This window comes from Streptomyces sp. NPDC085932, from assembly GCF_044540525.1.
GTDB classification, from domain to species: Bacteria; Actinomycetota; Actinomycetes; order Streptomycetales; family Streptomycetaceae; genus Streptomyces; species Streptomyces levis.
This window is the reverse complement of record NZ_JBITSJ010000001.1, coordinates 1176294-1201557: the sequence shown is the minus strand read 5'-3', so window position 1 is coordinate 1201557 and position 25264 is coordinate 1176294. Positions and strand designations below refer to the sequence as shown.

Here is a 25264-nt window from a genome sequence, read left to right as displayed (position 1 = left end):
ATCACGACCGGCAGGCCTTGATCAGCGTCGCCACCTCCTTGGAGACGGCGGCCGCGAACGTGTCGAGGTCCGGGACGGCCTCGGCGTCGGCGACGAGGCCGTAGTGGACGGCGCCGCGGTAGGTGGAGACGGCGACCGCGAGGGAGTGGCCGGGGGCCAGCGGGGCGAGGGGGAAGACGGCGGTGAGGGGGTGGCCGCCGAGCTTCAGGCCGAGGCTGGGCAGGGGCACGCTGGTCACGAGGATGTCGAACCAGAGCCGGGCCGCCTGGCCGACCAGGGGGCCGCCGAGCCGGTGCGCGAGGGCGGGGACGTGGTCGGCGAGCAGGGCGACGGCGCCGGCGCCCCGGTTGGGGCCGGCGTCCTTGTTGCGGTCCATGGCGGTGCGCACCGAGGCGAGACGGGCCAGCGGGTCCGGGTCGTCCACCGGGAGCCGTATCAGGTACCCGGAGAGCCGGTTGCCCTGCGGGTGGGCGGTGCGGGGGCGGCGCTTGGAGACGGGGATCAGGGCCCGGGGCGCGACGCCCTCGCTGCCGTCGCCGCGCTCGTCGAGCCAGCGGCGCAGGGCCCCGGCGACGACCGCGATGAGGACGTCGTTGACGGTGCCGCCGACGGTCTTGCGGATGCGGTGCACCTCGTCGAGGTCGAGGACCACTCCGGCGGTGCGGCGGGTGCCGCTCGGATCGCAGGTGAGCGCGGGGGTGGAGCGCACGTCGAGCGAGGAGCGGGCGACCGAGGCGCCGATGTCCAGGGCCCGGGCGGCGTCGGAGAGGGCACCGCGCAGGAGGCCGGGCAGGTCGCGCACGTCCGGCAGCGGACCGCGCGGCGGGGCCGCCGGGCGGGGCCGGGGCGTGGGCAGGTCCATCGGGTCCATGACGCCCGCGGCCAGGGTGAGCGCCCGCAGCCCGTCGGCCAGGGCGTGGTGGAACTTGAAGAGCACCGCGAAGCAGACACCGTCCTCGCCGGGCAGCACGTGGGCCTCCCAGGGTGGCCGGCCGCGCTCCAGCGGGCGTCCCATGAGCCGTCCGGCCTCCGCGTGGAAGTCGGCCGTGGGCGCGTGCAGACGCACGTGGTGCAGGGGGTCGAAGTCCGGGTCCGGCTCGCGGGCCGCCCCGCCGAAGGCGAAGGGACTGCGCAGGGCGGAGGGCAGCGGCTGCCAGACGTCGCGGATCCGCATCCGCAGCCCGGTGACACCGGCGGCCCGGGCCGCGAGCAGGTCGGCCGCGTGGGCGCCCGCGGCCGGCGAGTGCGCCGAGAAGATCCCGAGCGCGCCGAGGTGCATCGGGTGGTCGGCGGACTCGAGGTTCCAGAACGCCAGGTCAAGGGGGGCGAGCAGGTCAGCAGTCAAGAGCTTGCCTCGCGTCGACGACGGGTGAGCCAGCAGTCAATCGCCCCCGGCCGATTACGGTCAAGTACGATCAGGCTACGTACAGTTAACACCGGATTAAGTCCCGCCCCGGTGAGAGGGGCGGGACTCATGGTGCATCTGCCGTCAGTCCAGCACAGGTTGCGGCGCCGGGCACCCCGTGGGAGTCACCCGGGAGGCGTCACGGATCAGCGCCTCGTGCGCGGCCTTGAGCCGGGCCGTGTCGGGTTTCAGCACCGCCCGGTCGTAGGTGAGGAAGCCGTTCAGCTCGCCTTCGACATCCGCGATCTGGGTGTACACGGCCCCGTTGCTGCCCTTGCAGACCAGCGCCCGGACCTCGTCCAGCTTCTCCAGGTAGTCCTCGGTGTAGGTGGCCGGGTCGACGTCGACGTAGGACTGCTGCACCGACCAGGCGTGGCCCGGCACCGCCAGGCCCAGGCCGCCGTACTCGCCGCTGACCAGGGCGCGCTGCCCGTCGGGGCGGGGCGGCAGGGCCGGGCTCGGGTAGCCGTGCTCGTCCATGATGTCGCCGGTGCCGCCGTCGGCGCCGAGGTTCAGCCCGGACTGTCCGTTGACCAGGCGGGTGGGGTCCCAGGCCTTGGCCTGCTCGGCGATCCGGCCCACGTCGTACTGGCCCCAGCCCTCGTTGAAGGTCACCCACATGACGACCGAGGGACTGCTGACGTGTTCGTCGATCATCTCCTTCAGCTCACGCTCGTAGCGGGCGCGGGAGGTGGCGTTCGGGTTCACCCCGGCCGTCATCGCGGGCATGTCCTGCCAGACCAGCAGGCCGAGCCGGTCGGCCCAGTAGAACCAGCGGTCGGGCTCGACCTTGATGTGTTTGCGCACGGAGTTGAAGCCGAGCCGCTTGTGCGCCTTCAGGTCGTAGGCCAGCGCCTCGTCGGTGGGGGCGGTGTGCAGGCCGTCGGGCCAGAAGCCCTGGTCGAGGGTGGCCATCATGAAGACGGGTTCGCCGTTGAGGAGCGTGCGGGGGACGCCGTTCACCTTCTCGACGGCGACGGAGCGCATGCCGAAGTAGCTGCCGACCCGGTCGGCGCCGACCCTGACCTTGAGGCCGTAAAGGAACGGGTCGTCCGGCGACCACAGGTGCGGGTCGCGCACGGTCAGCGTGAGCGGGCCGCCGGTGCGGCCGCTCGCGGTGGCCACCTTGCGCCGGCCGTCGTACGCCGTCGCCGTGACCGGTACGCCGTCCCGGACGCCCCGGACCTCGACGGTGACCTTCTCCCCCGCCACGTCGGGGACGATCTTGAGGGAGTCGGCGTGGTCGCGTGCCACCGGCTCCATCCAGACCGTCTGCCAGATGCCGGAGGACGGGGTGTACCAGATGCCGCTGGGGTCCAGGCGCTGCTTGCCGAGCGGTGGGTTCTCGCCGGAGGCCGCGTCGGTCGGGTCGTAGACGCCGACGATGAGCTCCTGGGTGCGGCCGGGCTCGAGCGCGTCGGTGATGTCGGCGCCGAACTTGTCGTAGCCGCCCTCGTGCGTGGCGACCTTGGTGCCGTTGACGTAGACCTCGGAGCGCCAGTCGACGGCGCCGAAGTTGAGCTTGAGCCGCCGGTCCGAGCCGATGTTCCAGTCGCGCGGGACGGTGAAGGTGCGGCGGTACCACATGCGGTCCTCGTGCCGCTCGATGCCGGAGAGCTGGGACTCCACCGGGTACGGGACGAGGATGCGCTCCTTCAGCGTCCGCCCGACGGGCGGCTGTTCGCCGGCCTCGGCGGCGGCGAACTGCCAGCGGCCGTTGAGGTTCTTCCAGGCGTCGCGGGTCAGCTGCGGGCGCGGGTACTCCGGGAGGGCGTCGTCCGGTCCGACCTCGTCGGCCCAGCGGGTGCGCAGCTGGTGGGTGGAGTGGTTCGGGCCGGACGTCCAGAACTTCTTGACAACGTTGCCGTCGGCGTCGGTGAGGCCGCCTTCGCCGTCGTAGCGGATGTCGGCCGTGCCGCGGGCCGTGCCCGTCTTGTTGCCCACGACCGGCTCGTCCAGGGCGACCAGCAGGGCGGTGGGGTCGGACGGGTCGGGGCGGGCGTCGCCCAGCGGCCACGCGGCGCCGCCGATCACGGCGTCGAGGTGGTCGGTGAAGCCCGCCGGGGGTGCGGTGAGCTCCTGGGCGAAGTTGAGCTTGAGGGTGCGGCCGGTGGACTGCACGGTGGCCGCGAGGGCGCCGTCGTAGTCGAAGCCCTCGGGGAGGCGGAAGGCCGACTGCGGGACGGGGGCCTTGGCGGCGCCGGGCGGGGTCCAGCGCAGGTGGAAGTTGGAGCCGCCGTAGTGCTCGAAGTACTCGACCTTGATGTCGTAGGCGCGGCCGGCGGTGAGGTCGACGGGTGCGGCGGTCTGCTCGCGGTCCCAGTCGTCGACCCAGTGGTCGATGGCGAGCGTGCCGTCGATCCAGAGGCGGAAGCCGTTGTCGGCGCTGACCGAGAAGGTGTGCGGCCCGGTCTGCTCCGGGACGATCCGGCCGGTCCAGCGGACGCTGACGTCGTCTGACTGTCCGGTGGTGAAGTTCAGGCGGGGTTCGAGGTTGTCGAAGTCGAGGTCCTGGTCGAAGGTCGTCGCCTTGAGGGTGTGGAAGTCGAAGGCGCCGGGGGCGGAGTGGGTGAAGTACTCGCCCTTGAGGCCGTGGATCTCGGCCGGGTCGTCCGCGAGCGCGGGGACTGCGCTGAGGCCGGTGAGGGCGAGGAGCGCGGCGAGCAGTAACGCGAGGCGGTTTCTGAGGCGTCGGGGACGCACGGAACCTCCATGCCAACGTTGTCATGTACAAGACGTTGGCATGACAACACGGATCCCGCGCTTCGTCCAGAGGCAGGACAAAGTCCCTCCGGGGGCGTCTCGCAGAAGCCCCCGGCGGTGTCTCGTCAGGTGACCAGCTGGCCCTTGCCGAGCGCGATGACGCCGCCCTTGGAGACCGTGTACAGCTCGGCGTCGCGCTCCGGGTTGACGCCGATCGTCGCGCCCGGCGGGACCTCGACGTTCTTGTCGAGAACGGCGCCGCGCACCACCGCGCCCCGGCCGATGTGCACGTTGTCGTGCAGCACCGAGCCCTGCACCACGGCCCCGGGGTCGACCACCACGCCCGGCGACAGCACCGACCGGGTGACCTGACCGCGGACCAGGCAGCCCGCGCTGATGATGGACTCGCTGGCGATGCCGCCCGCGTTGAAGCGGGCCGGCGAGAGCTGGTACGAGTGCGTGTAGATCGGCCAGCTGCGGTTGTACAGGTTGAACGCGGGCCGCTCCGCGATCAGGTCCATGTGCGCCTCGTAGTAGGTGTCCAGCGTCCCCACGTCCCGCCAGTAGCCCTGGTCGCGGGTGGTCTCCCCGGGCACGTGGTTGGCACTGAAGTCGTACAGCGCGGCCTCGCCCCGGTCGGTGAGCTGGGGCAGGATCGAACCGCCCATGTCGTGCACGGAGGACTCGTCCTCGGCGTCCCGCTTGAGCGCCTCGATGAGGGCCTTGGTGGTGAAGATGTAGTTGCCCATCGAGGCGAAGACGCAGTTGGGGTCGTCCGGGAGCCCGGGCGGGGCGGACGGCTTCTCCAGGAAGCGCTCCACCGTCTGCCCGTCCGAACCGGGGGTGATCACGCCGAACGCCGAGGACTCCGTGCGCGGCACCCGGATCCCGGCGACCGTCACGCCCGCGCCGCTCTCGATGTGCTGGGCGAGCATCTGGCGCGGGTCCATGCGGTAGACGTGGTCGGCGCCGAAGACGGCGACGTACTCGGGGCGCTCGTCGTAGATCAGGTTCAGGGACTGCAGGATCGCGTCGGCGCTGCCCAGGTACCAGCGGGGGCCGAGGCGCTGCTGGGCGGGGACGGGCGTGACGTAGTTGCCGAGCAGGTTGGACATCCGCCAGGTCGTGGTGATGTGCCGGTCCAGCGAGTGCGACTTGTACTGCGTCAGCACGCAGATGCGCAGGATGTCGGCGTTGACCAGGTTGGACAGGACGAAGTCGACCAGGCGGTACGTGCCGCCGAAGGTCACCGCCGGTTTGGCACGGTCCGCGGTCAGGGGCATCAGCCGCTTGCCCTCACCACCCGCCAGCACGATCCCCAGGACCGAAGGACCACCACCACGCATGGCCGCTCCCCTCACGCCGATTTCCCGATGCCTGCCCCTGACCAGTACCCACTAAGCCTGTTTGACGATCTCCTCGTAGAGCCGGACCGTGCGCCGGGCCACCGCGTCCCAGCCGAACTCGCCGACCGCGCGCTCCCGCCCGGCCTCGCCCATCCGCCGGGCGGCCCGCGGATCGCCGAGGACGGTGTCCATGGCCCGGGCGAGCCCCGCCTCGAAGCCGTCGCCGGCCGGGACGAGCAGGCCGGTCCGGCCGTCGTCGACGACCTCCGGGATGCCGCCGACCGCCGAGGCCACCACGGGTGTGCCGCAGGCCATCGCCTCCAGGTTCACGATGCCCAGCGGCTCGTACACCGAGGGGCAGACGAACAGCGCGGCGTGCGTCAGGAGCTGGATGACCTCCGGGCGCGGCAGCATCCTCGGGATCCAGTGCACGCCGTCGCGGACCTCGCTCAGCTCCGCGAACAGCTCCCGGAACTCCCGGTCGATCTCCGGCGTGTCCGGGGCGCCCGCGCACAGCACGACCTGCGCGGCCGGGTCGATGTCCCGTACCGCGCGCAGCAGATGGGGCACGCCCTTCTGGCGGGTGATGCGGCCGACGAACAGCACGTAGGGGCGCGAGCGGTCGATGCCGATCCGGTCCAGGGCGTCCGTGCCGTGGTCGGGCCGGTACAGGCTCGTGTCGATGCCGTTGTGCACGACGTGGACCTTCTCCGGGTCCAGCGCCGGGTAGCAGCCGAGGATGTCCTCGCGCATCGCCCCCGAGACGGCGATCACGGCGTCGGCGGCCTCGATCGCGGTGCGCTCGGCCCAGCTGGACAGCTCGTAGCCGCCGCCGAGCTGCTCGGCCTTCCAGGGGCGCAGCGGCTCCAGGGAGTGCGCGGTCATCACGTGCGGGATGCCGTACAGCAGCTTGGCGAGGTGGCCGCCGAGGTTGGCGTACCAGGTGTGCGAGTGCACCAGCTCGCGGCCCTCCAGGGCGGCGGCCATCGCCAGGTCGACGGAGAAGGTGCGCAGCGCGTCGTTGACGCCGTCGAGCGCGGACCACGGGCGGTGGCGCAGCACGCCGTCGGCGCGGCCCTCGCCCCAGCAGTGCACGTCCAGGTCGACCAGGGGTCTGAGCTCCCGGGCCAGGAACTCCACGTGGACGCCGGCACCGCCGTACACGTCCGGCGGGTACTCCCGGGTCAGCAGTCCGACGCGCACCCGCAACTCCCTGCTCTCAGCGGCCGTTCCCTTTCATGGTCACCCAGATGTGCCGCGTGGGGAAGAGCGGGGCGGCCGCGGGAAACAACAGTCGCCGCAGACGCCCCCGCCGGGCACCCGGTAGTAGAGGCAGCAGCTGCGGCGCCGGAAGGCCGTGCCGGTGAGGGTCCCGGCGCCGGTGAGCTGCGGGTGGGCGAGGAGCCGCGCGGCCAGGGAGCGGGCGCGGGCGGCGCTGTCGGGACGGCCGTGGCGCCGGGCCCAGCGGTCCAGTTCCCGGGCGGCGCCCGCCAGCGCCGAGGCGGCGTTGCCCCGCAGCAGCCCCGGGGCGAGGCGGTGATGGGCGTGCAGGGCCGCCGCCAGCGGGGCGAGGTGGCCGTCCAGGACGACCTCCGCGAGGTGTTCCGGCTCCGCGGGCAGCGGCCGTACGCCGGTCAGCCACAGGTCGTCGGGGGCGCTGCCGTCGGGGTCCCAGCGCAGGTGCCGGGCGTCCAGGTCGGGCAGGCCGCCGTACACCACCGCGCAGCCGAGGGCGATCGACCACAGCCGGGCCGCGAGCCCCTGGTGGGCGACGGAGGCGGCCACGCGCAACTCCGGGGTGCCCAGGGCGTGTGCGACCTTGCGGATGCGGAAAATCAGGGGATTTCCGGCTACGTCCGGTGCCCGGACGGCGTAGGCCTGTGCGAGAGTGGGAAGAGGCCCGGCCGCCGCTGTGTCCGTGCGCAGCACGAAGAAGCCGCCGAGCGGGCGGAGCGCGGCGAGGCCGGGGTCGAGGTCCACGAAGAGCAGTAGTACCAAGGCCCCTAAGGGACGCGTCCCGGGGCCCCTGACTTTCGTCGCCCACCCTGGGGATGACGGGGCTCCCCTCGTACTCCATCGGCAGTAGGACCCAATGAGTGCTCAGGGACGACGACGGGAACACCCGGACACGGCAGGGTGTTGGTCATGAAAGCCGACCATTCGCCGCGCCGGGCCGAGCGCCCCCGCCTGACGCAGAGGAGCAGCCGATGAGCGCCCTCGCGTTGTCCGTCGTGCTCTCCCTCGTCTCCGCGGTCGCCTACGCGGGCGGGGCGATCGTGCAGGAGCGGGTGGCGGAGTCCTCGCCGGGCGAGCAGTACGCTCCGCTGCGCCGGCCCGGCTGGTGGGCGGCGGTCGCGCTGAACGGCCTGGGCGGTCTGCTCCACGTGGTGGCGCTGGCCTACGGGCCGCTGAGCCTGGTGCAGCCGCTGGGCGCCCTCACCATCGTGGTGGCCCTGCCGATGGCCGCGCTGTTCGTCGGCCGCAGGGCCGGCGCCACGGCCTGGCGGGGCGCGATCATGGCGACGGTCGGTCTCGCCGGTCTGCTGTCCCTGGTCGCCGCGTCGGACGCGCAGTCGCTGAACGCGGCCGAGCGGGTGGCCGTCGCACTGGTCACCGCGGGCGTCGTCGTCGCGCTGATGATCGCCGCGCGGGCCGCGCACCGGCACCCGGCGGTGCGCAGCATGCTGCTGGCGACCGCGTCCGGCATCGCGTTCGGCATGTCCTCCGTGTTCACCAAGACGGTCGCCGTCGACTGGACCGGCGGAGTGTCGGCGGCGGACCTGCCGTCCCTCGCCGTCATCGGCGTGCTGGCCACGGCCGGCATGCTGCTGTCGCAGGCCTCCTACCGGGGCGCCGGGCTGACGGCCCCGCTGGCCACGCTGACGGTCGTGAACCCGGTCGTGGCGGCCGCCGTCGGCATCACGATGTTCGGGGAGACGTTCCGCTACGGCACCGCGGGCACCGTGCTCGCCCTGGGCTGTGGTGTGGTGGCGGCCGGCGGTCTGATCCTGCTGACGACGGAGCGGCTCGCGCAGGACCGGCCCGAGAGCGAGCGGGCCGTGCCGGAGCTCGTCACCGCGGGGCCGGTCCCGGCGGACGCGGGTCTCGTTGCCGGTACGGCTGCGGACCCGGACCTGCCCGAGCTGGTGGAGGACGTGCTCGCGGCGGACGCCCTCGCGAAGGACGTCCTCGTGGAGGACGTGCTCGTGCACGACGTACTCGTGCCGGATGTGCTCGTGCCGGGGCCGGGGGCGCCCGCCGTCGCGGACGGTCCGTACGAGAGCGGGGCGGCGCCGGTGCCCGCCGGCGACGAACGCCCGCTCTCCTACATGCCCTTCCACGGCATCCCGTACGTGCCGATGCCGGCCGTGGACCGGCACCGGGTGCGGATCAAATCCTGACGCCGCCGGCCCTGAGGTACGCCACCGGGTCGACGTCCGAACCGAAACCGGGCCCCGTCCGCACCTCGAAGTGCAGATGCGGGCCCGAGCTGTTGCCGGTGGATCCGGAGCGGCCGATGCGCTGGCCCGCCGTCACCGACTGCCCGTCCCGTACGGAGATCGCCGACAGGTGGGCGTACTGGCTGTACCGGCCGTCGCCGTGCCGGATCACGACCTGGTAGCCGAACGAGCCGCCCCACCCGGCGCTGACGACGCTGCCCGCGGCGACCGACTTCACGGTCGTGCCCGTGGGCACGGGGAAGTCGATGCCCGTGTGGTAGCCCTTCGACCAGGCGGAGCCGGCCTTGCGGTAGGGCGTGCCCAGGGAGGCGCTGACGGGGGCGACGAGGCCCTGCCGGGTGGCCGTGGACCGGGCGGCGCGTTCCTTGCCCGCCTCCTTCGGCCGCTCCTTGGCACGCTCCTTCGTGCGGTCCCCGGCGCGCTCCTCGGTACGGCGCTCCGCCCGGTCCGCCGCCGGCTTCTTCGGCTTCGCCGACGGGGCCGGCCGGTACTCGGGACGCGTCTTCGTGCCGCCCTCGCCGCGCAGGGCGAGCCGCTGGCCGGGCACGATCAGGTCGGGGTCGCCCCCTATCGTCGAGCGGTTGGCGGCGTACAGGCCGCGCCAGCCGCCCCTCACCTCGCGGTCGGCCGCGATGCCGGAGAGGGTGTCGCCGTGCACCACGGTGTACATCTCGGCGCTGCCCGCGCGGGACTGCGGCGTGGACTGCGGCCGGACCTGCTCGATGGAGGTCTTCTGCTTCGTCTCCCGCTGCTTCGTGCGCTCGGCCGCCGGCCGGATGTCCGGCTCGCCGCCGCCCCGGGTCAGCCCGGCCCGCACCGAGCACACCGGCCAGGCGCCCGGGCCCTGCCCGTCGAGCACCTTCTCGGCGACGGCGATCTGCTGGTCCTTGGTGGCGAGGTCCGCGCGGGCCGCGTAGGCCCGACCGCCGTAGGCCTCCCAGGTGGACTGGGTGAACTGCAGGCCGCCGTAGAAGCCGTTGCCGGTGTTGATGTTCCAGTCGTTGCTCGACTCGCAGGCGGCGACCTTGTTCCATGTGTCCACGTCCGCCGCCTGGGCGGTGCCGGCGCCCATGAACGGGAGCGCCATGCCCGCGCCGCCCGCGGTGACCGTGAGTGAGGCGCGGTTGATCCTGTTCGGCTGATACCGGCGGTGCCGGCCGCGTACGGCCATCGAAAGCCCCCCTAGACATGCGTCAGGAGGGGCAAAAGTAAGCGCTGCGAACCGGCCAGAACAAGACGCGTATCGGCCGCCCAGGGGTTCAAATGGCCGGTATGAGGCCCCTGTTGCGCGACGTGCGCCCCGGCGGTGCATCGCGTACGCCACGCGGTGCGCGGGTGCGGCGTGCGCGGGGACGCGTACCTCGGCTGAGTGCGAGAGGGGCTGCCGTGCGTATCGTCCTGCGCGACGTCGTACGACCCGCGCGTGCGGACGGGGTGGCGGCACGCCAGGATGGTCGGCGGGGGTCACGCCGGCGGCTACCCGCCGGCGGCACCGATACCGAGGTCTTTAGGAGCGAACCGAATGAGCAGTACAGCGCAGATCGGCGTCACGGGCCTTGCGGTCATGGGCCGCAACCTCGCCCGCAACTTCGCCCGCAACGGCTACACGGTCGCGGTGCACAACCGGACGCCCTCGCGCACGCACGCGCTGGTCGAGGAGTTCGGCGGTGAGGGCGAGTTCGTCGCGTGCGAGAGCGCGAAGGACTTCGTGGCCGCGCTGGAGCGGCCCCGCCGTCTGGTCGTGATGGTGAAGGCCGGTGATCCGACGGACGCGGTGATCCGGGAGTTCGCGCCGCTGCTGGAGCCCGGCGACATGATCATCGACGGTGGCAACGCGCACTTCGCGGACACCCGGCGCCGGGAGCGGGAGCTGCGCGAGCAGGGCATCCACTTCGTCGGCATGGGCGTATCCGGCGGCGAGGAGGGCGCGCTGAACGGCCCGAGCATCATGCCGGGCGGCCCCAAGGAGTCCTACGACTCGCTGGGCCCGATGCTGGAGAAGATCTCGGCCAAGGCGGCCGACGGCACGCCGTGCGTCTCCCACGTCGGTCCGGACGGTGCCGGGCACTTCGTGAAGATGGTGCACAACGGCATCGAGTACGCGGACATGCAGCTCATCGGCGAGGCGTACCAGCTGCTGCGGGACGTCGCCGGGTACTCCCCCGCCGAGATCGCCGACATCTTCCGCACCTGGAACCAGGGGCGTCTCGACTCCTACCTGATCGAGATCACGGCCGAGGTGCTGTCCCACGTGGACGCGGAGACGGGCAAGCCGTTCGTGGACGTGGTGGTGGACCAGGCCGAGCAGAAGGGCACCGGCCGCTGGACCGTGCAGATCGCGCTGGACCTGGGTGTGCCGGTGTCCGGCATCGCGGAGGCCGTCTTCGCCCGCTCGCTCTCCGGCCACGCGGCCCTGCGGGAGGCCTCGCGCGGGCTGGCCGGGCCGAAGGCGAAGCCGCTCGGCGAGGCGGAGGCGCGGGCCTTCGCCGACCGGGTGGAGCAGGCGCTGTACGCGTCGAAGATCGTGTCGTACACGCAGGGCTTCCACGAGATCGACGCGGCGCGCGGCGAGTACGGCTGGGACATCGACCTGGGCGCGGTGTCCGCGCTGTGGCGGGGCGGCTGCATCATCCGGGCCGCTTTCCTGGACCGGATCCGCGCGGCCTACGACGCCCGGCCGGACCTGCCGAGCCTGCTGTCGGACGACACGTTCGCGCAGGAGATCGCGGACGCGCAGGACGACTGGCGCGAGGTGCTGGTCGCCGCGACCCGGCAGGGCGTGCCGACGCCCGGGTTCGCCGCGGCGCTCGCCTACTACGACGCCCTGCGGGCGGAGCGGCTGCCGGCGGCGCTGACGCAGGGGCAGCGGGACTACTTCGGTGCGCACACCTACCGGAGGGTGGACCGGGACGGATCGTTCCACACGCTGTGGGGCCAGGACCGGTCGGAGGTCACGGCGTAACGCTCACGCGCCGACCGGGTGCGGGCCGGGGCCGGTGGATGCCTTGCGGGGCTGTCCACCGGCCCCGTTCTCATGCCGTGCAGGTCAGGACAGCGGCGGCCCGGGCTCGGGGTTGGGGACGGGGTCCGGCCCCGGGGGGATCGGGGACGGGTCGGGGCCCGGCGGGGGCTGCGGGTTCGGCACGGGGCCGGGCCCCGGCGGCGGGGGCGGGGTCGGGCCCGGTGGCGGCGTGGGCGACGGCGGCGGAGGCGTCGGCTCGGGGCCCGGCGGGGGCGTCGGGTTCGGCACCGGGTCGGGGCCGGGCGGCTCCGGCGGCCGGGGATCCGGGCCCGGTGTCGGTGCCGGCGGCACGGGGTCGGGATACGGGTTCGTCATCAGGTCCTCCAGCCAGTTGGACGACTCCGGCTCTGGACTACTCCCCCGCCTACCCGACACCCGCCTCGACAGTCACCCCGGGGCGGGATGGGGAGGGGCCAGGTGGGGGTAGTGGGGTGGGGGCAGGTGGGGGTAGTGGGGTGGGGCAGTGGCGGGAGGCGTGGGCGGAGGCCGTAACGCGGGGCGTGGGGCGCTGCTTCCCCGGCGAGTGGGGGTCGGGGGCGGTGTGCGGTGAGGCGCCCGGCTCGCGCCGGGGTCGTGGCCCCGCCGGGTGGGGGCGTGCGCGCAGGGGCTGTCTGCTGGCCCGGCGTTCCGGCTGCCCGGCCGCCCGGGCGTCCCGGCCGGGGCGCCCGGGACAGGACGGGACGTGGCGGTCAGAAGCGGTCGGGGTGGGTCCTCAGCCAGTTCTTGGCCGCTGTCAGCAGGGGCTCGGGCGCCGGAGGGGCCTCGTCGGGGTGGCGCTCGGACCACTTGGCGACGTAGGGGCAGAGCGGGGCGACCGCGCTCTGCTCGCGGGCGGCGATGGCGTACAGCTCGCGCGCCAGCGAGCCCGCGATGCCCTTGCCCTCGTGGGCCGGCTCGACGATCGTGTGGACCGGTACGAGGGCCCGTTCGGGGCTGTCGAGCACGAAGTACTCGATGTGGCCGAGGACTTCACCGTCGGCGACGGCCTCCAGACGGCCCGCCTCCCGGTCGTCACGGATCTCCGGGTCGCTCATGGACACGCTCCTGCCTCTCGTCGTCCCGCTCAGGCCCCGACGGCCTGCGGGCTGCGCTGCTGGTCCGAGCCCGGTACCGGCTCGGACGGATCCGCGCCCAGGGCCACGATCCGGTTGTCGCGGTCGACGTGCACGACCCGCGGCGCGAGTGCTCGCGCCTCGGCGTCCGTCACCTGGGCGTAGCTGATGATGATCACGAGGTCGCCGGGATGGACGAGATGGGCCGCGGCCCCGTTGATCCCGATCACCCCGGAGCCGCGCTCGCCCTCGATGACGTACGTCTCCAGGCGGGCCCCGTTGGTGATGTCGACGATGTGCACGAGCTCACCGGGCAGCAGATCGGCGGCGTCGAGCAGCTCGGCGTCGATCGTCACGGATCCCACGTAGTGCAGGTCGGCCTGGGTGACGGTGGCACGGTGGATCTTGGACTTGAACATGGTGCGCAGCATGGAAAGGCTCCCGACTGTTCTGCTCCCTGCCCGCTTTGTGCAGGTCAAGGGCGTTGTCCGGAGACTACAACGGTTCGCGTGTCCGGTCAGCCGTCCCGCGTTGTTCCGGGGATCACACCGAGCCGTCCGGCCGCGGGTCCTCCGTGGCACGGCAGGGTTCCGCTCCGCTTCCCACCTGGCACCATAAGGACGAACGGAGATCCAACCGTTCGGTGTCGCGTGGGGGGCGGGAAGCGGTGGCGCATCGGAACTCGGCGGACGATCATCTGCAGGCGCTGCACCAGCAGGGCTGGGAGGCAGCGTGCTCACTGCACCGGCATCTGCGCGCCGGAGGGGAGTTGGCCCCGGTCGCCACTCCGGGCGTGCTGCTCGAAGCGGGTGAGGTCGCGTACGGCGACGTCGCGGCGCAGTACGCGCGCTTCTACGGCATGAACGTGACCTACAACCAGCGTTCGGGCTTCTACTTCGGGTCGCCGCTGTTCGTCGCCGCCGGACTGGTCGGGGACGCGGTCGCCAACAGCAGCGCCCGCAACCGGGCGCAGGCCATGGCGCAGGCGCAGTGGCGCGACTTCTCCCCCTGCCGTGCGATCCTCACCGACCGCCGCATGCTGCTGCACGTCGCGGCCGAGAACCGGTGGGTGTCGCTGCGGCACCACGAGATCATCAGTTTCCTGCCGGTGCTCGACCAGTGGGCGCTGTTCACCGACTACCAGCAGTGGGAGCCGATGCGGCTGGCCGGGCCGACCGTGCCCTGGCTGACCGCCGCGACGATCTCGGTGCTCAACCGGGGCCGTTCCGAGTACCAGCAGCTTCCCCCGCTGCCGTTGCCCGACTGAGGTCCGCCCCCGGCGGGTCAGTCGCGCCGCCGCAGCGTTCCGGTGTCCTCCACGCTCGTCACCTCGTAGCGCAGGCTGTCCTTGCCCGTGGGGGTCAGGACGATGTCGACCTCGTCGACGCAGTTCAGCGGACTGCTCTCCTCGGTGATCTCCTCGCGGACCTGAACCGAACGCCCGGTGTCCATGGTGAGGATCCATCGTCCGCTGCACCCCAGCGACGGGTACTCGACGGTGGCCACCTGGTCGCCGATCTCGCCGCCCTTGTAGTCCACTTGGATCGAGTAGAGGTCGTTGTCCGCCTCGCGCACGTTGCCGGTCCACTTCCCCTCGTAGTCGGCGGCGGAAGCCTTCGGTGACTGTGCGGAGGGGGTCGCGCCCGACGCCCCGGAGCCGGTCCGGTCGTCGTCGCCTCCGAAGCCGGGGAGCTTCACGGCCAGGACGATGGCGAGCACGGCGACCACGGCCGACGTGACCAGCAGGGCGGGGCCGACCCTGCGGGTGCGACGGCCGCCCGGCGGGAAGCCGCCCGGTACCGGTGGCATCGGCGGAGTGGCCACCGTGATCCGGGGGGCCGGCGTGGGCGTCGGCGTGGGCACCGGGGGCATCGGTACCGGCGTCGGAGTGCCCGGCGGCGGGGGCGGGACGTGTCCGCCGTGCGCGGTGGGCAGGGCGTGCACGGCGTCACCGGCCCGGCCCGCGGGCGGGGTGTCGACCTGGGTCGGTGGGGGCGGCTCCTCCAGGTCGAGGAGGCTGGAGGCGTGCCGGCCGAGCTCCGCCATCAGGGCGCCCGGGAGCCACGCCGCCGCGTCGGCGCCCGCCGTGGCCGCCTCCGCCGTCGCCACGATCTCGGACAGCGGAACGCGGTCCTCGGGCCGCTTGGCGAGGCACCGCGTCACGAACGCGGTCATCGGCCCGGACAGGCCCGCCAGGTCCGGGGCGTCCTCGGTGACCCGCAGCATGACCGCGTGGGCGCCGCTGTCCGGGCCACCGAACGCCTGCCGGCCCGTGGCGGCGAACACCAGCACCAGGCCGAGGCTGAACACGTCGCTCAGCCCGGTGATCTCCCCGCCCAGGATCTGCTCGGGCGACATGAACCCCGGGGAGCCGACCATCGCACCGGTGCGGGTCAGCACGCTGGCGTCCGCGGCGCGGGCGACCCCGAAGTCGATCACCCGGGGGCCGTTGACCGTGAGCATGACGTTCGACGGCTTGAGGTCCCGGTGCACCAGCCCGCAGGCGTGGATGCTCTGCAGCGCACGCGCCAGGCCGGAGGCCAGGTGCCACACCGACTGCTCAGGCAGCGGCCCGCAGATCCCGGTCACCGCCTCGTGCAGCGTGGGTCCGGCGACGTACCCGGTGGCCACCCACGGCGTGTCCGCCTCGGTGTCGGCGTCCAGGACCGGAGCCGTCCACTGGCCGCCCACCCGCCGCGCCGCGGCGACCTCCGCGCGGAAGCGGCGGCGGAACTCCGGGTCGTACGCCAGCTGCGCGTGGACCAGTTTCACGGCGACCGTGCGTCCCCGCCGGGACCGTCCGAGGAACACCTGCCCCATGCCCCCGGCTCCGAGCCGCCGGAGCAGCCGGTAGTCCCCCACCTGCGTCGGATCGCCGGGCCGCAAGTTCTCCATGACTGCTCCGTCCCCCTGTCTCGCCGGCCCGGGTGCCCGGACCGCGCTCATTACAGCAGCACCGGGCGCCTCCGCGGGCGTTGCCGCCGGATCGGGCCGCGATCGGGCGATCGGTGACCGGGTTGTGCCAGCGGCGTTCCGGGCCCGTCGGCGCCCGGACGCCGGGGCTCAGGTCCGCCAGGCGTAGCGGCGTTCGGGGCGTCCGGCGGCGCCGTAGCGCAGGGAGACCTCCGCGTTGCCGGTGCTGTGGAAGTACTCCAGGTAGCGGCGGGCGCTCACGCGGGACACGCCGGTCAGGGCCGCGCACTCGGTGGCGGAGAGGGTGCCGTCCGCCTCGCGCAGGGCGCGTTCGACGAGTTCGGCGGTCTCCGCGCTCATGCCCTTGGGCAGGGTGTGCACGGCCGCCGGGGCGAAGGCGCCCGCCAGGACCCGGTCCACGTCGGCCTGGCCGCGGACGACGGCGGTCAGCAGCCGGCCCCGCTGGGCGGCGTAGCGCTCCAGGCGGGTGCGCAGGTCCTGGAAGTCGAACGGTTTGAGGAGGTAGTCGGCCACCCCGTGGCGGACCGCGCCGCGCACGGTGTCGGCCTCCTGCGCGGCGCTGATCACCATGACGTCGCAGTCGTGGCCGGCGCTGCGCAGCCGGGGGATCACGTCCAGGCCGAAGATGTCGGGCAGGTACAGGTCGAGCAGGATGAGGTCGGGGCGGAGCGCGTCCGCGGCCTCGATCGCCTGGGCGCCGGTGTGGGCGACGCCGACGACGCGGAACGGCTCGACGCGCTCGACGAAGGCGCGGTGGACCCTGGCCACCATGAAGTCGTCGTCGACGACGAGCACGTCGATGGTGTCCGCCGCGTCCCGGGCCGCATGACGTGCCGGGTTCCGTGCCGCGTCGCGCGCCGCGTCCCGTGCCGGATCCTGTGCTGCGGTCATGGGGCCGCTCCTTCCGTCGCCGTTCCGGCGACGTGACTGACGGTCATGCGTGCGGTGAACACGGCCCCGTCGGGGGTGTTGGACACCGCTATCTCGCCCCCGTGCCGTTCGCAGACCAGCTTGGTCAGGGCCAGTCCGATGCCGCGCTCGCCCTCCCGGGCGGCCTTGGTGGTGAAGCCGTGGGAGAACACCTCGTGGGCCAGTTCGGGAGCCACTCCGGGGCCGGAGTCGCGGACCACGATCTCCACGCTGGAGGCGTCCTGGCGCAGCGCCACCTCCACCCATGCCTCCTCGTCCTGACCGGCGGCGTCGACGGCGTTGTCCACCAGGTTGCCCACGACGGTCGCCACGTCGGCGGCGTCCTCGGGGGCGAGCCGCTCCAGCGCGGTGTCGTCGGAGATCCGCAGGCTGACCTTCCGCTCGGCCGCGAGGGACGCCTTCGCCATCAGCAGCGCGGCCACCGCCGTGTCCCGGACGCGGCGGCTGAGGGTGACGTCGAGGGACTGGCGACGCTGGTTCACCGCCCGGATGTACCGGACCACTTCCTCCTGTTCGCCGATCTGGATCAGACCGGAGATGGTGTGCAACTGGTTGGCGAACTCGTGTGCCTGTGCGCGCAGCAGCTCCGAGGAGCTGCGGAAGGAGCCGATCTCCCGTTCCAGCCGGGCGAGTTCGGTCCGGTCGCGCAGGGTGGTGACCGAGCCGAGGAGCCGGCCGTCCTTGGTGACGGTCATGCGGTTCATCACCAGGACCCGGCCGTGGCGCACCACGACCTCGTCCCGGGTGCCGGCGGCGGTGCCGGCCAGCACGTCGCGCAGCCGTCCGTCGATGCCCAGGCCGTCCAGGCTCTGGCCGACGCAGTCCTCGGGCAGGTCGAGCAGGCGGCGGCCCATGTCGTTGACGAGGGTGAGGCGGTGCTGCGGGTCCAGGGCGACCACGCCCTCGGCGATCCCGTACAGCATCGCCTCCCGGTGCTCGGCGAGCCCGGCGATCTCGCGTGGCTCCAGGCCGAGGGTCTGCCGCTTCACCCGCCGGGCGAGCAGCCAGGAGCCGGCGACGCCGAGACCGCTGGCGACGCCCAGGTAGGCGAGGAGGTAGGAGGAGGCGCCGTTGAGCCGCTGCCAGACCGTGGGGTCGGCCTCGCCGATCATCACCGTGCCGAGGATCCGGCCGAGGTTCTCCTCGGTCGCGCCGAGGACGGGGACCTGGGCGGCCAGTTCACGGCTGCCGTCCAGCGTCAGCTGCCCGGACCAGCCGCGGCCCCGGTCGGTGCCCGGCCCCAGCGGCATACGGCCGCCGATCAGCGTGGGGTTCGTCGAGCTGACGATCCGCCCGGCGGCGTCGGCCACCGTCACCGAGGTGACCCCGGACTGGGCCTGGGTGGAGAGCACCAGCGGGGCGAGGGCCTCGCCGGGGGCGGGACGCACCAGCTGGCTGCGCACCAGCGGGTTGGCGGCCAGCTGTTCGGCGAGCGCGCTGACCCGGCGCCCCTCGACGCGGTTGAACGTGGCCTGCGACTGGGCGAGGGAGACTCCGGCGACCGCCAGCAGCACCACCACGACGATGGCGAGCTGGAGCACCAGCATCTCGCCCGCGAGCGAATGGCGACGGAAGGCGGCGACCACGGTGAACTCAATCTGCGAGGGCGACACAAGGGGAGCGGCTCATGTGCCGGGTCGCACCATCATGACGTCCACCTGCGGAAACCGGAAGGGAGGTGCCGCGCCCGTTGGGGTCAGGAGCTGTCCGGGCGGGGGCCGATGCCCGACAACTCCCGGATGGTGCCGCCCAGTTTCGCGCGGAGCGGTTCCAGCATCGCGGGCTCGGCGCTGACCACCCAGCGCATGCCGACCAGGTACCTGCCCCCGTACACGCTCGCCGACTCCAGCCACGTCTCCTTCAGCCGTTCCTCCGGGAAGGTGGTGATGAGGAAGTCGCCCTTCGGGGTGCGGCACACGCCTTCGCGCAGTTCGTCCGCCTCGGTGCGGATCTTCGCCGTGCAGCCCGCGAGGCCGGCGATCACCTCCACCTTCGCCGGGGCGACGACCCCGGCGGCGGGCGCCCCGGAGGTGCTCGGCTTCGCGGCCGCCCCGCCGTCGCCGCCACCGCCGCAGGCCGCGGCGAGGGGCAGCACGGCCAGGACCCCGGCCGCGGCGACCGCGCGCAGGCGCCGGGTGCGGGACGGGGTCCGGTGGACGGTTGGTTCGGTCGGTCGCTGCTGGGACACGTCGCCTCTCCGGGTGCGGGCGGTCGGTGGAGTATTCGGCAGGGAGTACGCGCCGGCCCGGAGTGGCGTTCAGGGCGCCGGGCGGCGTCGTCCGCGGTGGCGCGCGCCCTGGGCTACGCCGCCTTGTCCGCCGTGGCGTGTGTCGCGCCGAACTGGGTCGGGTACAGCCGCGCCTACCGCTGCCCGGCCGCCGGCAGCATGCGGGCGTTGGTCACGCTCCCCAGGGGGAGTCTGGGGCCCCCGTGGTGCCGATGACGTCGTTGTTGAGCGGGGCGGCCAGGGCGCCCGTACGAGTGCGTGTGAAGAACGCGACCGGCATGCGCCGCACATGGTCGAAGACGGCGGTGCGCAGATCGAGGACGAGGTGCTCGCCCGGGGTGGCCGAGAGCCGGCGGCCCAGGATCCCGAGGGCCGCCTCGACGACCGAGATCAGCGCGATGAGCAGGGCCAGGCGTACGACGGTGCCCTCGCCGCCGTCCGAGGAGCTCGCGTCACACCCCCGACATCCCGCACAATCGGCCCGATCCCCCTCTCCCCCGACTGTCCGCGCAAAGGCCCCGATGACGCTTCCCACGCAGCCGCTCCCCGCAGGCAATCCCCAGGCAGCGCTCCCGCAACCCGCCGTTGGCACGGCCTGGGAACCCTCTGCGGATGTGACAGCGGTCCAACTCCCCGACATCCGCCCGGGACGACTCCCCCGTCGCGTCCCGGTCCGCCTCCTGCGACAGATCCTGTGCCTGCTCCCGCTCCTGCTCGTGACCGTGGTCGCGGTGCGCCACCGCTCGGTGCTGGCCGAGGGCTTCGCCCATCTCGGCACGGCCCGGTGGCCGTGGCTGCTGGCCGCGGTCGGCACGACCTGCCTGACCTGGGTCGCCGCCGCCTGCACCCGGCAGGGCGCGGTCGTCGAGCGGCTGCCCCGACGGCGGTTGCTGGCCACGCAGTTCGCGGCCGGGGCGGCCAACCACCTGCTGCCGACCGGGCTGGGCGCGAGCGCGGTCAACCTGCGGTTCATGACGGTGTGCGGGCTGCCGCTCGCCCGCTCCTCGGCCGCCCTCGCGCTGTACCTGCTGGCGGAGAGCGTCGGTCGGGTGGCCCTGCTGGGCGCCCTGCTCCTGGCGTTCCCCGACGCGCTGCGGCTCAGCGCGCTGGTCCCGGAGACGGCGTTCGGCCCGCTGCTGGCCGGGGCCGGGGCGGTGCCGGCCGTCGCGGTGGCGGTGCTGGTGCTGGTCCGGCGGCTGCGCACGGCCCTGCTGTCCTTCCTGCGCACCGCGCTGGGCGAGGCGCGCGAGGTGCACACCCGTCCCGCACGGGCCCTGGCGCTGTGGGGCGGCGCGCTGACGTTCCCCGCGCTGCAGGCGTCCGTGCTGGTGCTGGTGGGGCAGGCGCTCGGTCTCGACGTGCCGGCGGCGCACATGGCGGTGGCCTATCTGGCGGCGACCTGCGCGGTGGCGCTGGTGCCCACGCCGGGCGGGATCGGCTCGGTGGAGGCGGCGCTGGTGGTGGCGCTCGTCGCGGCGGGCGGCCCGGCCGCGGTCGCCACGGCGGTGGTCCTGGCCTTCCGGGTCGTCACGGTCTGGCTGCCGCTGGTACCGGGTGCGCTGACGCTGGGCGCGCTGGTGCGGCTGAAGGTGATCTGACCGGCCCGGTAGCGTGCGGGGTTCCGTCACGCAGAAGGGACTTCACCATGCCGGTACGCGTGGAGCGCCGGGGGCCCGTGACCACGGTCGTCCTCTCCCGCCCCGAGGTGCGCAACGCCGTGGACGGTCCGACCGCGGCCGAACTCGCCGCCGCCTTCCGGGCGTTCGAGGCGGACGAGGAGGCCCGGACGGCCGTGCTGTGGGGCGAGGGCGGCACCTTCTGCGCCGGGGCCGACCTCAAGGCTCTCGGCTCCGGGCACGGCAACCACGTCGAGCCGGAGGGCGACGGCCCGATGGGACCGACCCGGATGCGGCTGTCCAAGCCGGTGATCGCGGCGGTGGCCGGGCACGCCGTGGCCGGCGGTCTGGAACTCGCCCTCTGGTGCGACCTGCGGGTGGCCGAGGAGGACGCCGTGTTCGGCGTGTTCTGCCGCCGCTGGGGCGTGCCCCTGATCGACGGCGGCACGGTGCGGCTGCCCCGGCTGATCGGCACGGGCCGGGCCCTGGACCTGATCCTGACCGGCCGTCCGGTGCCGGCCGCCGAGGCGCTGGCCATGGGGCTGGTCAACCGTGTCGTGCCGCCCGGAGGCGCCCGTGCTGCGGCGGAGGAACTGGCCGCCGCGATCGCCCGGTTCCCGCAGTCGTGCCTGCGCTCCGACCGGGCCTCCGTCCTCGACCAGGAGGGTCTGGGCGAACGGGCGGCGCTGGAGGCGGAGTTCCGGCACGGCGCGGACGTGCTCGCCGAAGGCCTGGAGGGCGCCGCCCGTTTCGCCGCGGGCGCCGGCCGCCACGGGGCGTACCCGGACCTGTGAGAGAGGCCACGTGACAGTACGTCATGTGCGCTGATTCACGCTCCGCTCACCCCCGTCCGCGGTACGAACCCCCGTGCGGGATGCGGCAGGATGAACGGCCGGGCCGACCGCGGGTCAGGGTGGTCGGGCCCCGACGGAGATTTCCCGGAAACGAGCAGGGGACGACGTGACGACACTTCCCATCCGGCCGCCGGCGACGGCGGTCCGCGCCGCGCTTCTTCTCCCCGGGGGTGACCGGTGAACCGGGCGCTCACCGTGGACGATCTGCTCTTCGCCGGCATCGCCCTCGCCTCGGGCCTGCTGGCGGCGTTCGCGCTGCGGATCCTGCTGCGCTGGCTGGGCGGGCACGCCGACCGCACCCGCTGGAGCGGGGACGACGTCATCGTGCACGCGCTGCGGGCCGTGGTGCCGTGGGCCGCGGTGGTGGGCGGCGCGGCCGGCGCGGCTGCGGTGCTGCCGCTGACCCGGACGGTGCAGCACCACACCAACCAGGTGCTGACGGTGCTGCTCATCTTCGTCGCGACGGTGTCGGCGGCGCGCGTGGTGGCCGGGCTGGTGCGCTCGGTCACGCAGTCCCGGTCCGGTGTCGCCGGATCGGCCACGATCTTCGTCAACATCACCCGGATCCTGGTCCTGGCGATCGGCTTCCTGGTGGTGCTGCAGACGCTGGGGATCTCCATAGCCCCGCTGCTCACCGCCCTCGGCGTCGGCGGCCTGGCGGTCGCGCTGGCGCTGCAGGACACCCTCGCCAACCTCTTCGCGGGCATCCACATCCTCGCCTCCAAGACCGTCCAGCCGGGCGACTACATCCGGCTCAGCAGCGGTGAGGAGGGCTACGTCGAGGACATCAACTGGCGGCAGACGACGATCCGCAACCTGTCCAACAACCTCGTGGTGATCCCCAACGGTCAGCTCGCGAAGGCGAACATGACCAACTTCATGCGCCCTGAGGAGCAGCTGACCATCCTGCTCCAGGTGGGGGTGGCCTACGACAGCGACCTGGAGCACGTGGAGCGGGTCACCAACGAGGTGATCGCCGAGACGATGCGGGACGTGGAGGGCGCCGTGCCCGACCACGAGCCGATCATCCGCTTCCACACCTTCGGCGACTCGCGGATCGGCTTCACCGTGATCCTGGGCGTCGGCGAGTTCAGCGACCAGTACCGGATCAAGCACGAGTTCATCAAGCGCCTGCACAAGCGTTACCGTGCCGAGGGCATCCGCATCCCCGCCCCGGCCCGCACGGTGACCCTGCAGCAGGGCGCGGTCGCCATCCCGCAGCAGCGCACCGGCGAGATCGAGCCGGGCGAGATGACCTCCGTCCGGTTCGACTAGCCACACGGCGTCGCCGGCGGTGATGCGCGCCACCTCGGTGGACGGCCGTCGGCGACGCCCCGTGTCCGGCCGGTCACGGCAGGCGGGCCGGTTGCCCGAAACCGGTCGCCGACCCCTGTCGAGACGAGGTCGATCACGAGATATCTTGATGTCGAGCAATGTTGCAGACGTGGAGCGGAGCACCCGGTGACTGACTCGACCATCATCTATACGCACACTGACGAGGCCCCCGCCCTGGCGACGTATTCCTTCCTGCCGGTGGTCCGGGCGTACGCCTCGCAGGCGGGTGTCCCGGTGGAGACCCGCGACATCTCGCTGGCCGGGCGCATCATCGCCGTGTTCCCGGAGTACCTGACCGAGGACCAGCGCATCCCGGACGCCCTGGCGGAGCTGGGCGAGCTGGCCAAGACGCCGGCCGCCAACATCATCAAGCTGCCGAACATCTCGGCGTCCATCCCGCAGCTCAAGGCCGCGATCGCCGAGCTGCAGGGCCAGGGCTACGCGCTGCCGGACTACCCGGACGACCCCAAGAGCGACGAGGAGCGCGAGATCCGCGCCCGCTACGACAAGGTCAAGGGTTCCGCGGTGAACCCGGTCCTGCGTGAGGGCAACTCCGACCGCCGCGCCCCCGCCTCGGTCAAGAACTACGCCAAGTCCCACCCGCACCGCATGGGCGCCTGGACCTCCGAGTCCAAGACGAACGTGGCGACCATGGGCCAGAACGACTTCCGCTCCACCGAGAAGTCCGTGGTGGTCGCCGAGGACGGCGTGCTGCGCATCGAGCTCGTCGGCGACGACGGCACGACCACCGTGCTGCGCGAGTCCGTACCCGTCCAGCAGGGCGAGGTCGTCGACGCCTCCGTGATGCGCGTCGCCGCGCTGCGCGAGTTCCTCACCGCGCAGGTCGCCGAGGCCAAGGCCCAGGGCGTGCTGTTCTCCGTGCACCTGAAGGCCACGATGATGAAGGTCTCCGACCCGATCGTCTTCGGCCACGTGGTGCGCGCCTTCTTCCCGAAGACCTTCGCCCAGTACGGCGACAAGCTCGCCGCGGCCGGCCTGACCCCGAACGACGGTCTGGGCGGCATCTGGAAGGGCCTGGACGCCCTGCCGGAGGGCGCCGAGATCAAGGCCTCGTTCGACGCCGAGCTCGCCGAGGGCCCTCAGCTGGCGATGGTCGACTCCGACAAGGGCATCACCAACCTGCACGTCCCGTCGGACGTCATCATCGACGCCTCCATGCCGGCGATGATCCGCACCTCCGGCCACATGTGGGGCCCGGACGGCCAGGAGCACGACGCCCTCGCGGTGATCCCGGACTCCTCCTACGCGGGCGTCTACCAGGCCGTCATCGAGGACTGCAAGGCCAACGGCGCCTTCGACCCCTCCACCATGGGCACGGTGCCCAACGTCGGCCTCATGGCGCAGAAGGCCGAGGAGTACGGCAGCCACGACAAGACCTTCGAGATCCCCACCACGGGCACGGTCCGCCTGGTCGACGGCAACGGCACCGCGCTGATCGAGCAGGCCGTCGCGGCCGGCGACATCTTCCGCGCCTGCCAGACCAAGGACGCGCCGATCAAGGACTGGGTCAAGCTGGCCGTCACCCGTGCCCGCGCGACCGGCGACCCGGCGGTGTTCTGGCTGGACGAGACCCGCGCCCACGACGCCAACCTGATCGCCAAGGTGAAGACGTACCTGGCCGAGCACGACACCGAGGGCCTGGACATCCGCATCCTGTCCCCCGTCGAGGCGACGAAGCTGTCGGTGGAGCGCATCCGCCGCGGCGAGAACACCATCTCCGTCACCGGCAACGTGCTGCGCGACTACCTCACCGACCTGTTCCCGATCCTGGAGCTGGGCACCAGCGCCAAGATGCTGTCGGTCGTCCCGCTGATGGCGGGCGGCGGCCTGTTCGAGACGGGTGCGGGCGGCTCGGCGCCGAAGCACGTGCAGCAGCTGGTCAAGGAGAACTACCTGCGCTGGGACTCCCTCGGTGAGTTCTTCGCGCTGGTGCCGTCCTTCGAGCAGTACGCCAAGGTGACGGGCAACGCCCGCGCGCAGGTGCTGGCCGACACCCTGGACCGGGCCACGGCGACCTTCCTCAACGAGGACAAGTCCCCGACCCGCCGCGTCGGCGGCATCGACAACCGCGGCAGCCACTTCTACCTGTCCCTGTACTGGGCGCAGGAGCTGGCGCAGCAGACCGACGACGCGGACCTGGCGAAGGCGTTCGCCCCGCTCGCCGAGACGCTCGCCGCGAACGAGCAGAAGATCGTCGACGAGCTGGTCGCCGTGCAGGGCAAGCCGGTCGACATCGGCGGCTACTACCAGCCCGACCCGGCGAAGGCCGCCGAGGCCATGCGCCCGTCGGCCACGTGGAACGAGGCGCTGGCGTCCCTGAGCTGACGTCCCGCCCCGAGGGGCGCCCGTGCGGTTTCC

At 73.0% G+C, this 25264-nt stretch carries 18 protein-coding genes and 3 pseudogenes; 7 read left to right on the top strand and 14 right to left on the bottom strand.

From position 1 onward, the window contains the following. Position 1 precedes the first annotated feature (1 nt). The 5 genes from ACIGAQ_RS04890 to ACIGAQ_RS04870 form a co-directional block, all read right to left on the bottom strand. Positions 2–1345, bottom strand: a complete 1344-nt coding sequence (locus ACIGAQ_RS04890; protein WP_399779186.1) for a wax ester/triacylglycerol synthase family O-acyltransferase — start codon at positions 1343–1345, stop codon at positions 2–4. Between the two features lie 144 nt (positions 1346–1489). Further along, positions 1490–4108 carry a PA14 domain-containing protein gene (locus ACIGAQ_RS04885; RefSeq protein ID WP_399779184.1) on the bottom strand — a complete coding sequence of 873 codons (2619 nt, stop codon included), beginning with the start codon at positions 4106–4108 and terminating at the stop codon, positions 1490–1492. A gap of 125 nt (positions 4109–4233) precedes the next feature. Further along, complete coding sequence (gene glgC / locus ACIGAQ_RS04880) at positions 4234–5454, bottom strand: glucose-1-phosphate adenylyltransferase (RefSeq protein WP_399779182.1); 1221 nt, start codon at positions 5452–5454, stop codon at positions 4234–4236. A 51-nt stretch (positions 5455–5505) separates the two neighbouring features. Further along, positions 5506–6657: a glycogen synthase gene (glgA, locus tag ACIGAQ_RS04875; protein WP_399779180.1), complete on the bottom strand. Its 1152-nt coding sequence runs from the start codon at positions 6655–6657 to the stop codon at positions 5506–5508. Positions 6658–6696: 39 nt separating this feature from the next. Continuing rightward, positions 6697–7452, bottom strand: a complete 756-nt coding sequence (locus ACIGAQ_RS04870) for a (2Fe-2S)-binding protein (protein WP_399779178.1) — start codon at positions 7450–7452, stop codon at positions 6697–6699. Between the two features lie 209 nt (positions 7453–7661). On the opposite strand from ACIGAQ_RS04870, the gene ACIGAQ_RS04865 reads away from it, so the two are divergent. Continuing rightward, positions 7662–8855, top strand: coding sequence for a DMT family transporter (locus ACIGAQ_RS04865; protein WP_399779176.1), 1194 nt, complete (start codon positions 7662–7664; stop codon positions 8853–8855). Here the strand turns inward: ACIGAQ_RS04865 and ACIGAQ_RS04860 are convergent. Both ACIGAQ_RS04860 and ACIGAQ_RS04855 read right to left on the bottom strand, forming a co-directional pair. After that, a pseudogene (locus tag ACIGAQ_RS04860) lies at positions 8845–9243 on the bottom strand (M23 family metallopeptidase); the annotation flags it as partial. The gene ACIGAQ_RS04865 and the pseudogene ACIGAQ_RS04860 sit on opposite strands and share 11 nt — an antisense overlap. 552 nt (positions 9244–9795) lie before the next feature. Next, positions 9796–9987, bottom strand: a pseudogene (locus tag ACIGAQ_RS04855) (transglycosylase family protein); the annotation flags it as partial. A 450-nt stretch (positions 9988–10437) separates the two neighbouring features. Here ACIGAQ_RS04855 and gndA point away from each other — a divergent pair. Next, positions 10438–11877: an NADP-dependent phosphogluconate dehydrogenase gene (gndA, locus tag ACIGAQ_RS04850; RefSeq protein WP_311688887.1), complete on the top strand. Its 1440-nt coding sequence runs from the start codon at positions 10438–10440 to the stop codon at positions 11875–11877. A 749-nt stretch (positions 11878–12626) separates the two neighbouring features. Here gndA and ACIGAQ_RS04845 read toward each other — a convergent pair. Then, positions 12627–12971 carry a GNAT family N-acetyltransferase gene (locus ACIGAQ_RS04845; RefSeq protein ID WP_311689149.1) on the bottom strand — a complete coding sequence of 115 codons (345 nt, stop codon included), beginning with the start codon at positions 12969–12971 and terminating at the stop codon, positions 12627–12629. A 29-nt stretch (positions 12972–13000) separates the two neighbouring features. Continuing rightward, positions 13001–13420, bottom strand: coding sequence for an aspartate 1-decarboxylase (gene panD / locus ACIGAQ_RS04840; protein WP_311689147.1), 420 nt, complete (start codon positions 13418–13420; stop codon positions 13001–13003). Between the two features lie 236 nt (positions 13421–13656). On the opposite strand from panD, the gene ACIGAQ_RS04835 reads away from it, so the two are divergent. Beyond that, on the top strand, positions 13657–14256 hold the full coding sequence (locus ACIGAQ_RS04835) for a hypothetical protein (protein ID WP_311689145.1): 600 nt from the start codon (positions 13657–13659) through the stop codon (positions 14254–14256). A 17-nt stretch (positions 14257–14273) separates the two neighbouring features. Here the strand turns inward: ACIGAQ_RS04835 and ACIGAQ_RS04830 are convergent, their stop codons facing one another. The 5 genes and pseudogenes from ACIGAQ_RS04830 to ACIGAQ_RS04810 form a co-directional block, all read right to left on the bottom strand. After that, positions 14274–15884, bottom strand: a complete 1611-nt coding sequence (locus ACIGAQ_RS04830) for a serine/threonine-protein kinase (protein ID WP_399779172.1) — start codon at positions 15882–15884, stop codon at positions 14274–14276. Positions 15885–16052: 168 nt separating this feature from the next. Then, on the bottom strand, positions 16053–16814 hold the full coding sequence (locus ACIGAQ_RS04825) for a response regulator (protein ID WP_362285150.1): 762 nt from the start codon (positions 16812–16814) through the stop codon (positions 16053–16055). Further along, positions 16811–18439, bottom strand: coding sequence for an ATP-binding protein (locus ACIGAQ_RS04820; RefSeq protein WP_362285153.1), 1629 nt, complete (start codon positions 18437–18439; stop codon positions 16811–16813). The genes ACIGAQ_RS04825 and ACIGAQ_RS04820 overlap by 4 nt, the downstream gene beginning before the upstream one ends. A gap of 110 nt (positions 18440–18549) precedes the next feature. After that, positions 18550–19041, bottom strand: a complete 492-nt coding sequence (locus tag ACIGAQ_RS04815) for a hypothetical protein (RefSeq protein ID WP_399779169.1) — start codon at positions 19039–19041, stop codon at positions 18550–18552. Between the two features lie 235 nt (positions 19042–19276). Further along, positions 19277–19534 (bottom strand): annotated as a pseudogene (locus ACIGAQ_RS04810) (ABC transporter transmembrane domain-containing protein); the annotation flags it as partial. 160 nt (positions 19535–19694) lie between these two features. Here ACIGAQ_RS04810 and ACIGAQ_RS04805 point away from each other — a divergent pair. The 4 genes from ACIGAQ_RS04805 to ACIGAQ_RS04790 all read left to right on the top strand — a co-directional run bounded on the left by ACIGAQ_RS04805 (position 19695) and on the right by ACIGAQ_RS04790 (position 25231). Then, positions 19695–20678, top strand: a complete 984-nt coding sequence (locus ACIGAQ_RS04805; RefSeq protein WP_399779167.1) for a YbhN family protein — start codon at positions 19695–19697, stop codon at positions 20676–20678. Positions 20679–20725: 47 nt separating this feature from the next. Further along, the gene (locus tag ACIGAQ_RS04800) at positions 20726–21490 is read left to right on the top strand and encodes a crotonase/enoyl-CoA hydratase family protein (protein ID WP_399779165.1); all 765 of its coding nucleotides are present in this window, start codon (positions 20726–20728) and stop codon (positions 21488–21490) included. Between the two features lie 237 nt (positions 21491–21727). Then, a complete protein-coding gene (locus ACIGAQ_RS04795) occupies positions 21728–22825 on the top strand; it encodes a mechanosensitive ion channel family protein (RefSeq protein ID WP_311689133.1) in 1098 nt (365 codons plus the stop codon). A 186-nt stretch (positions 22826–23011) separates the two neighbouring features. After that, on the top strand, positions 23012–25231 hold the full coding sequence (locus tag ACIGAQ_RS04790) for an NADP-dependent isocitrate dehydrogenase (protein WP_362285160.1): 2220 nt from the start codon (positions 23012–23014) through the stop codon (positions 25229–25231). Positions 25232–25264: the final 33 nt, after the last annotated feature.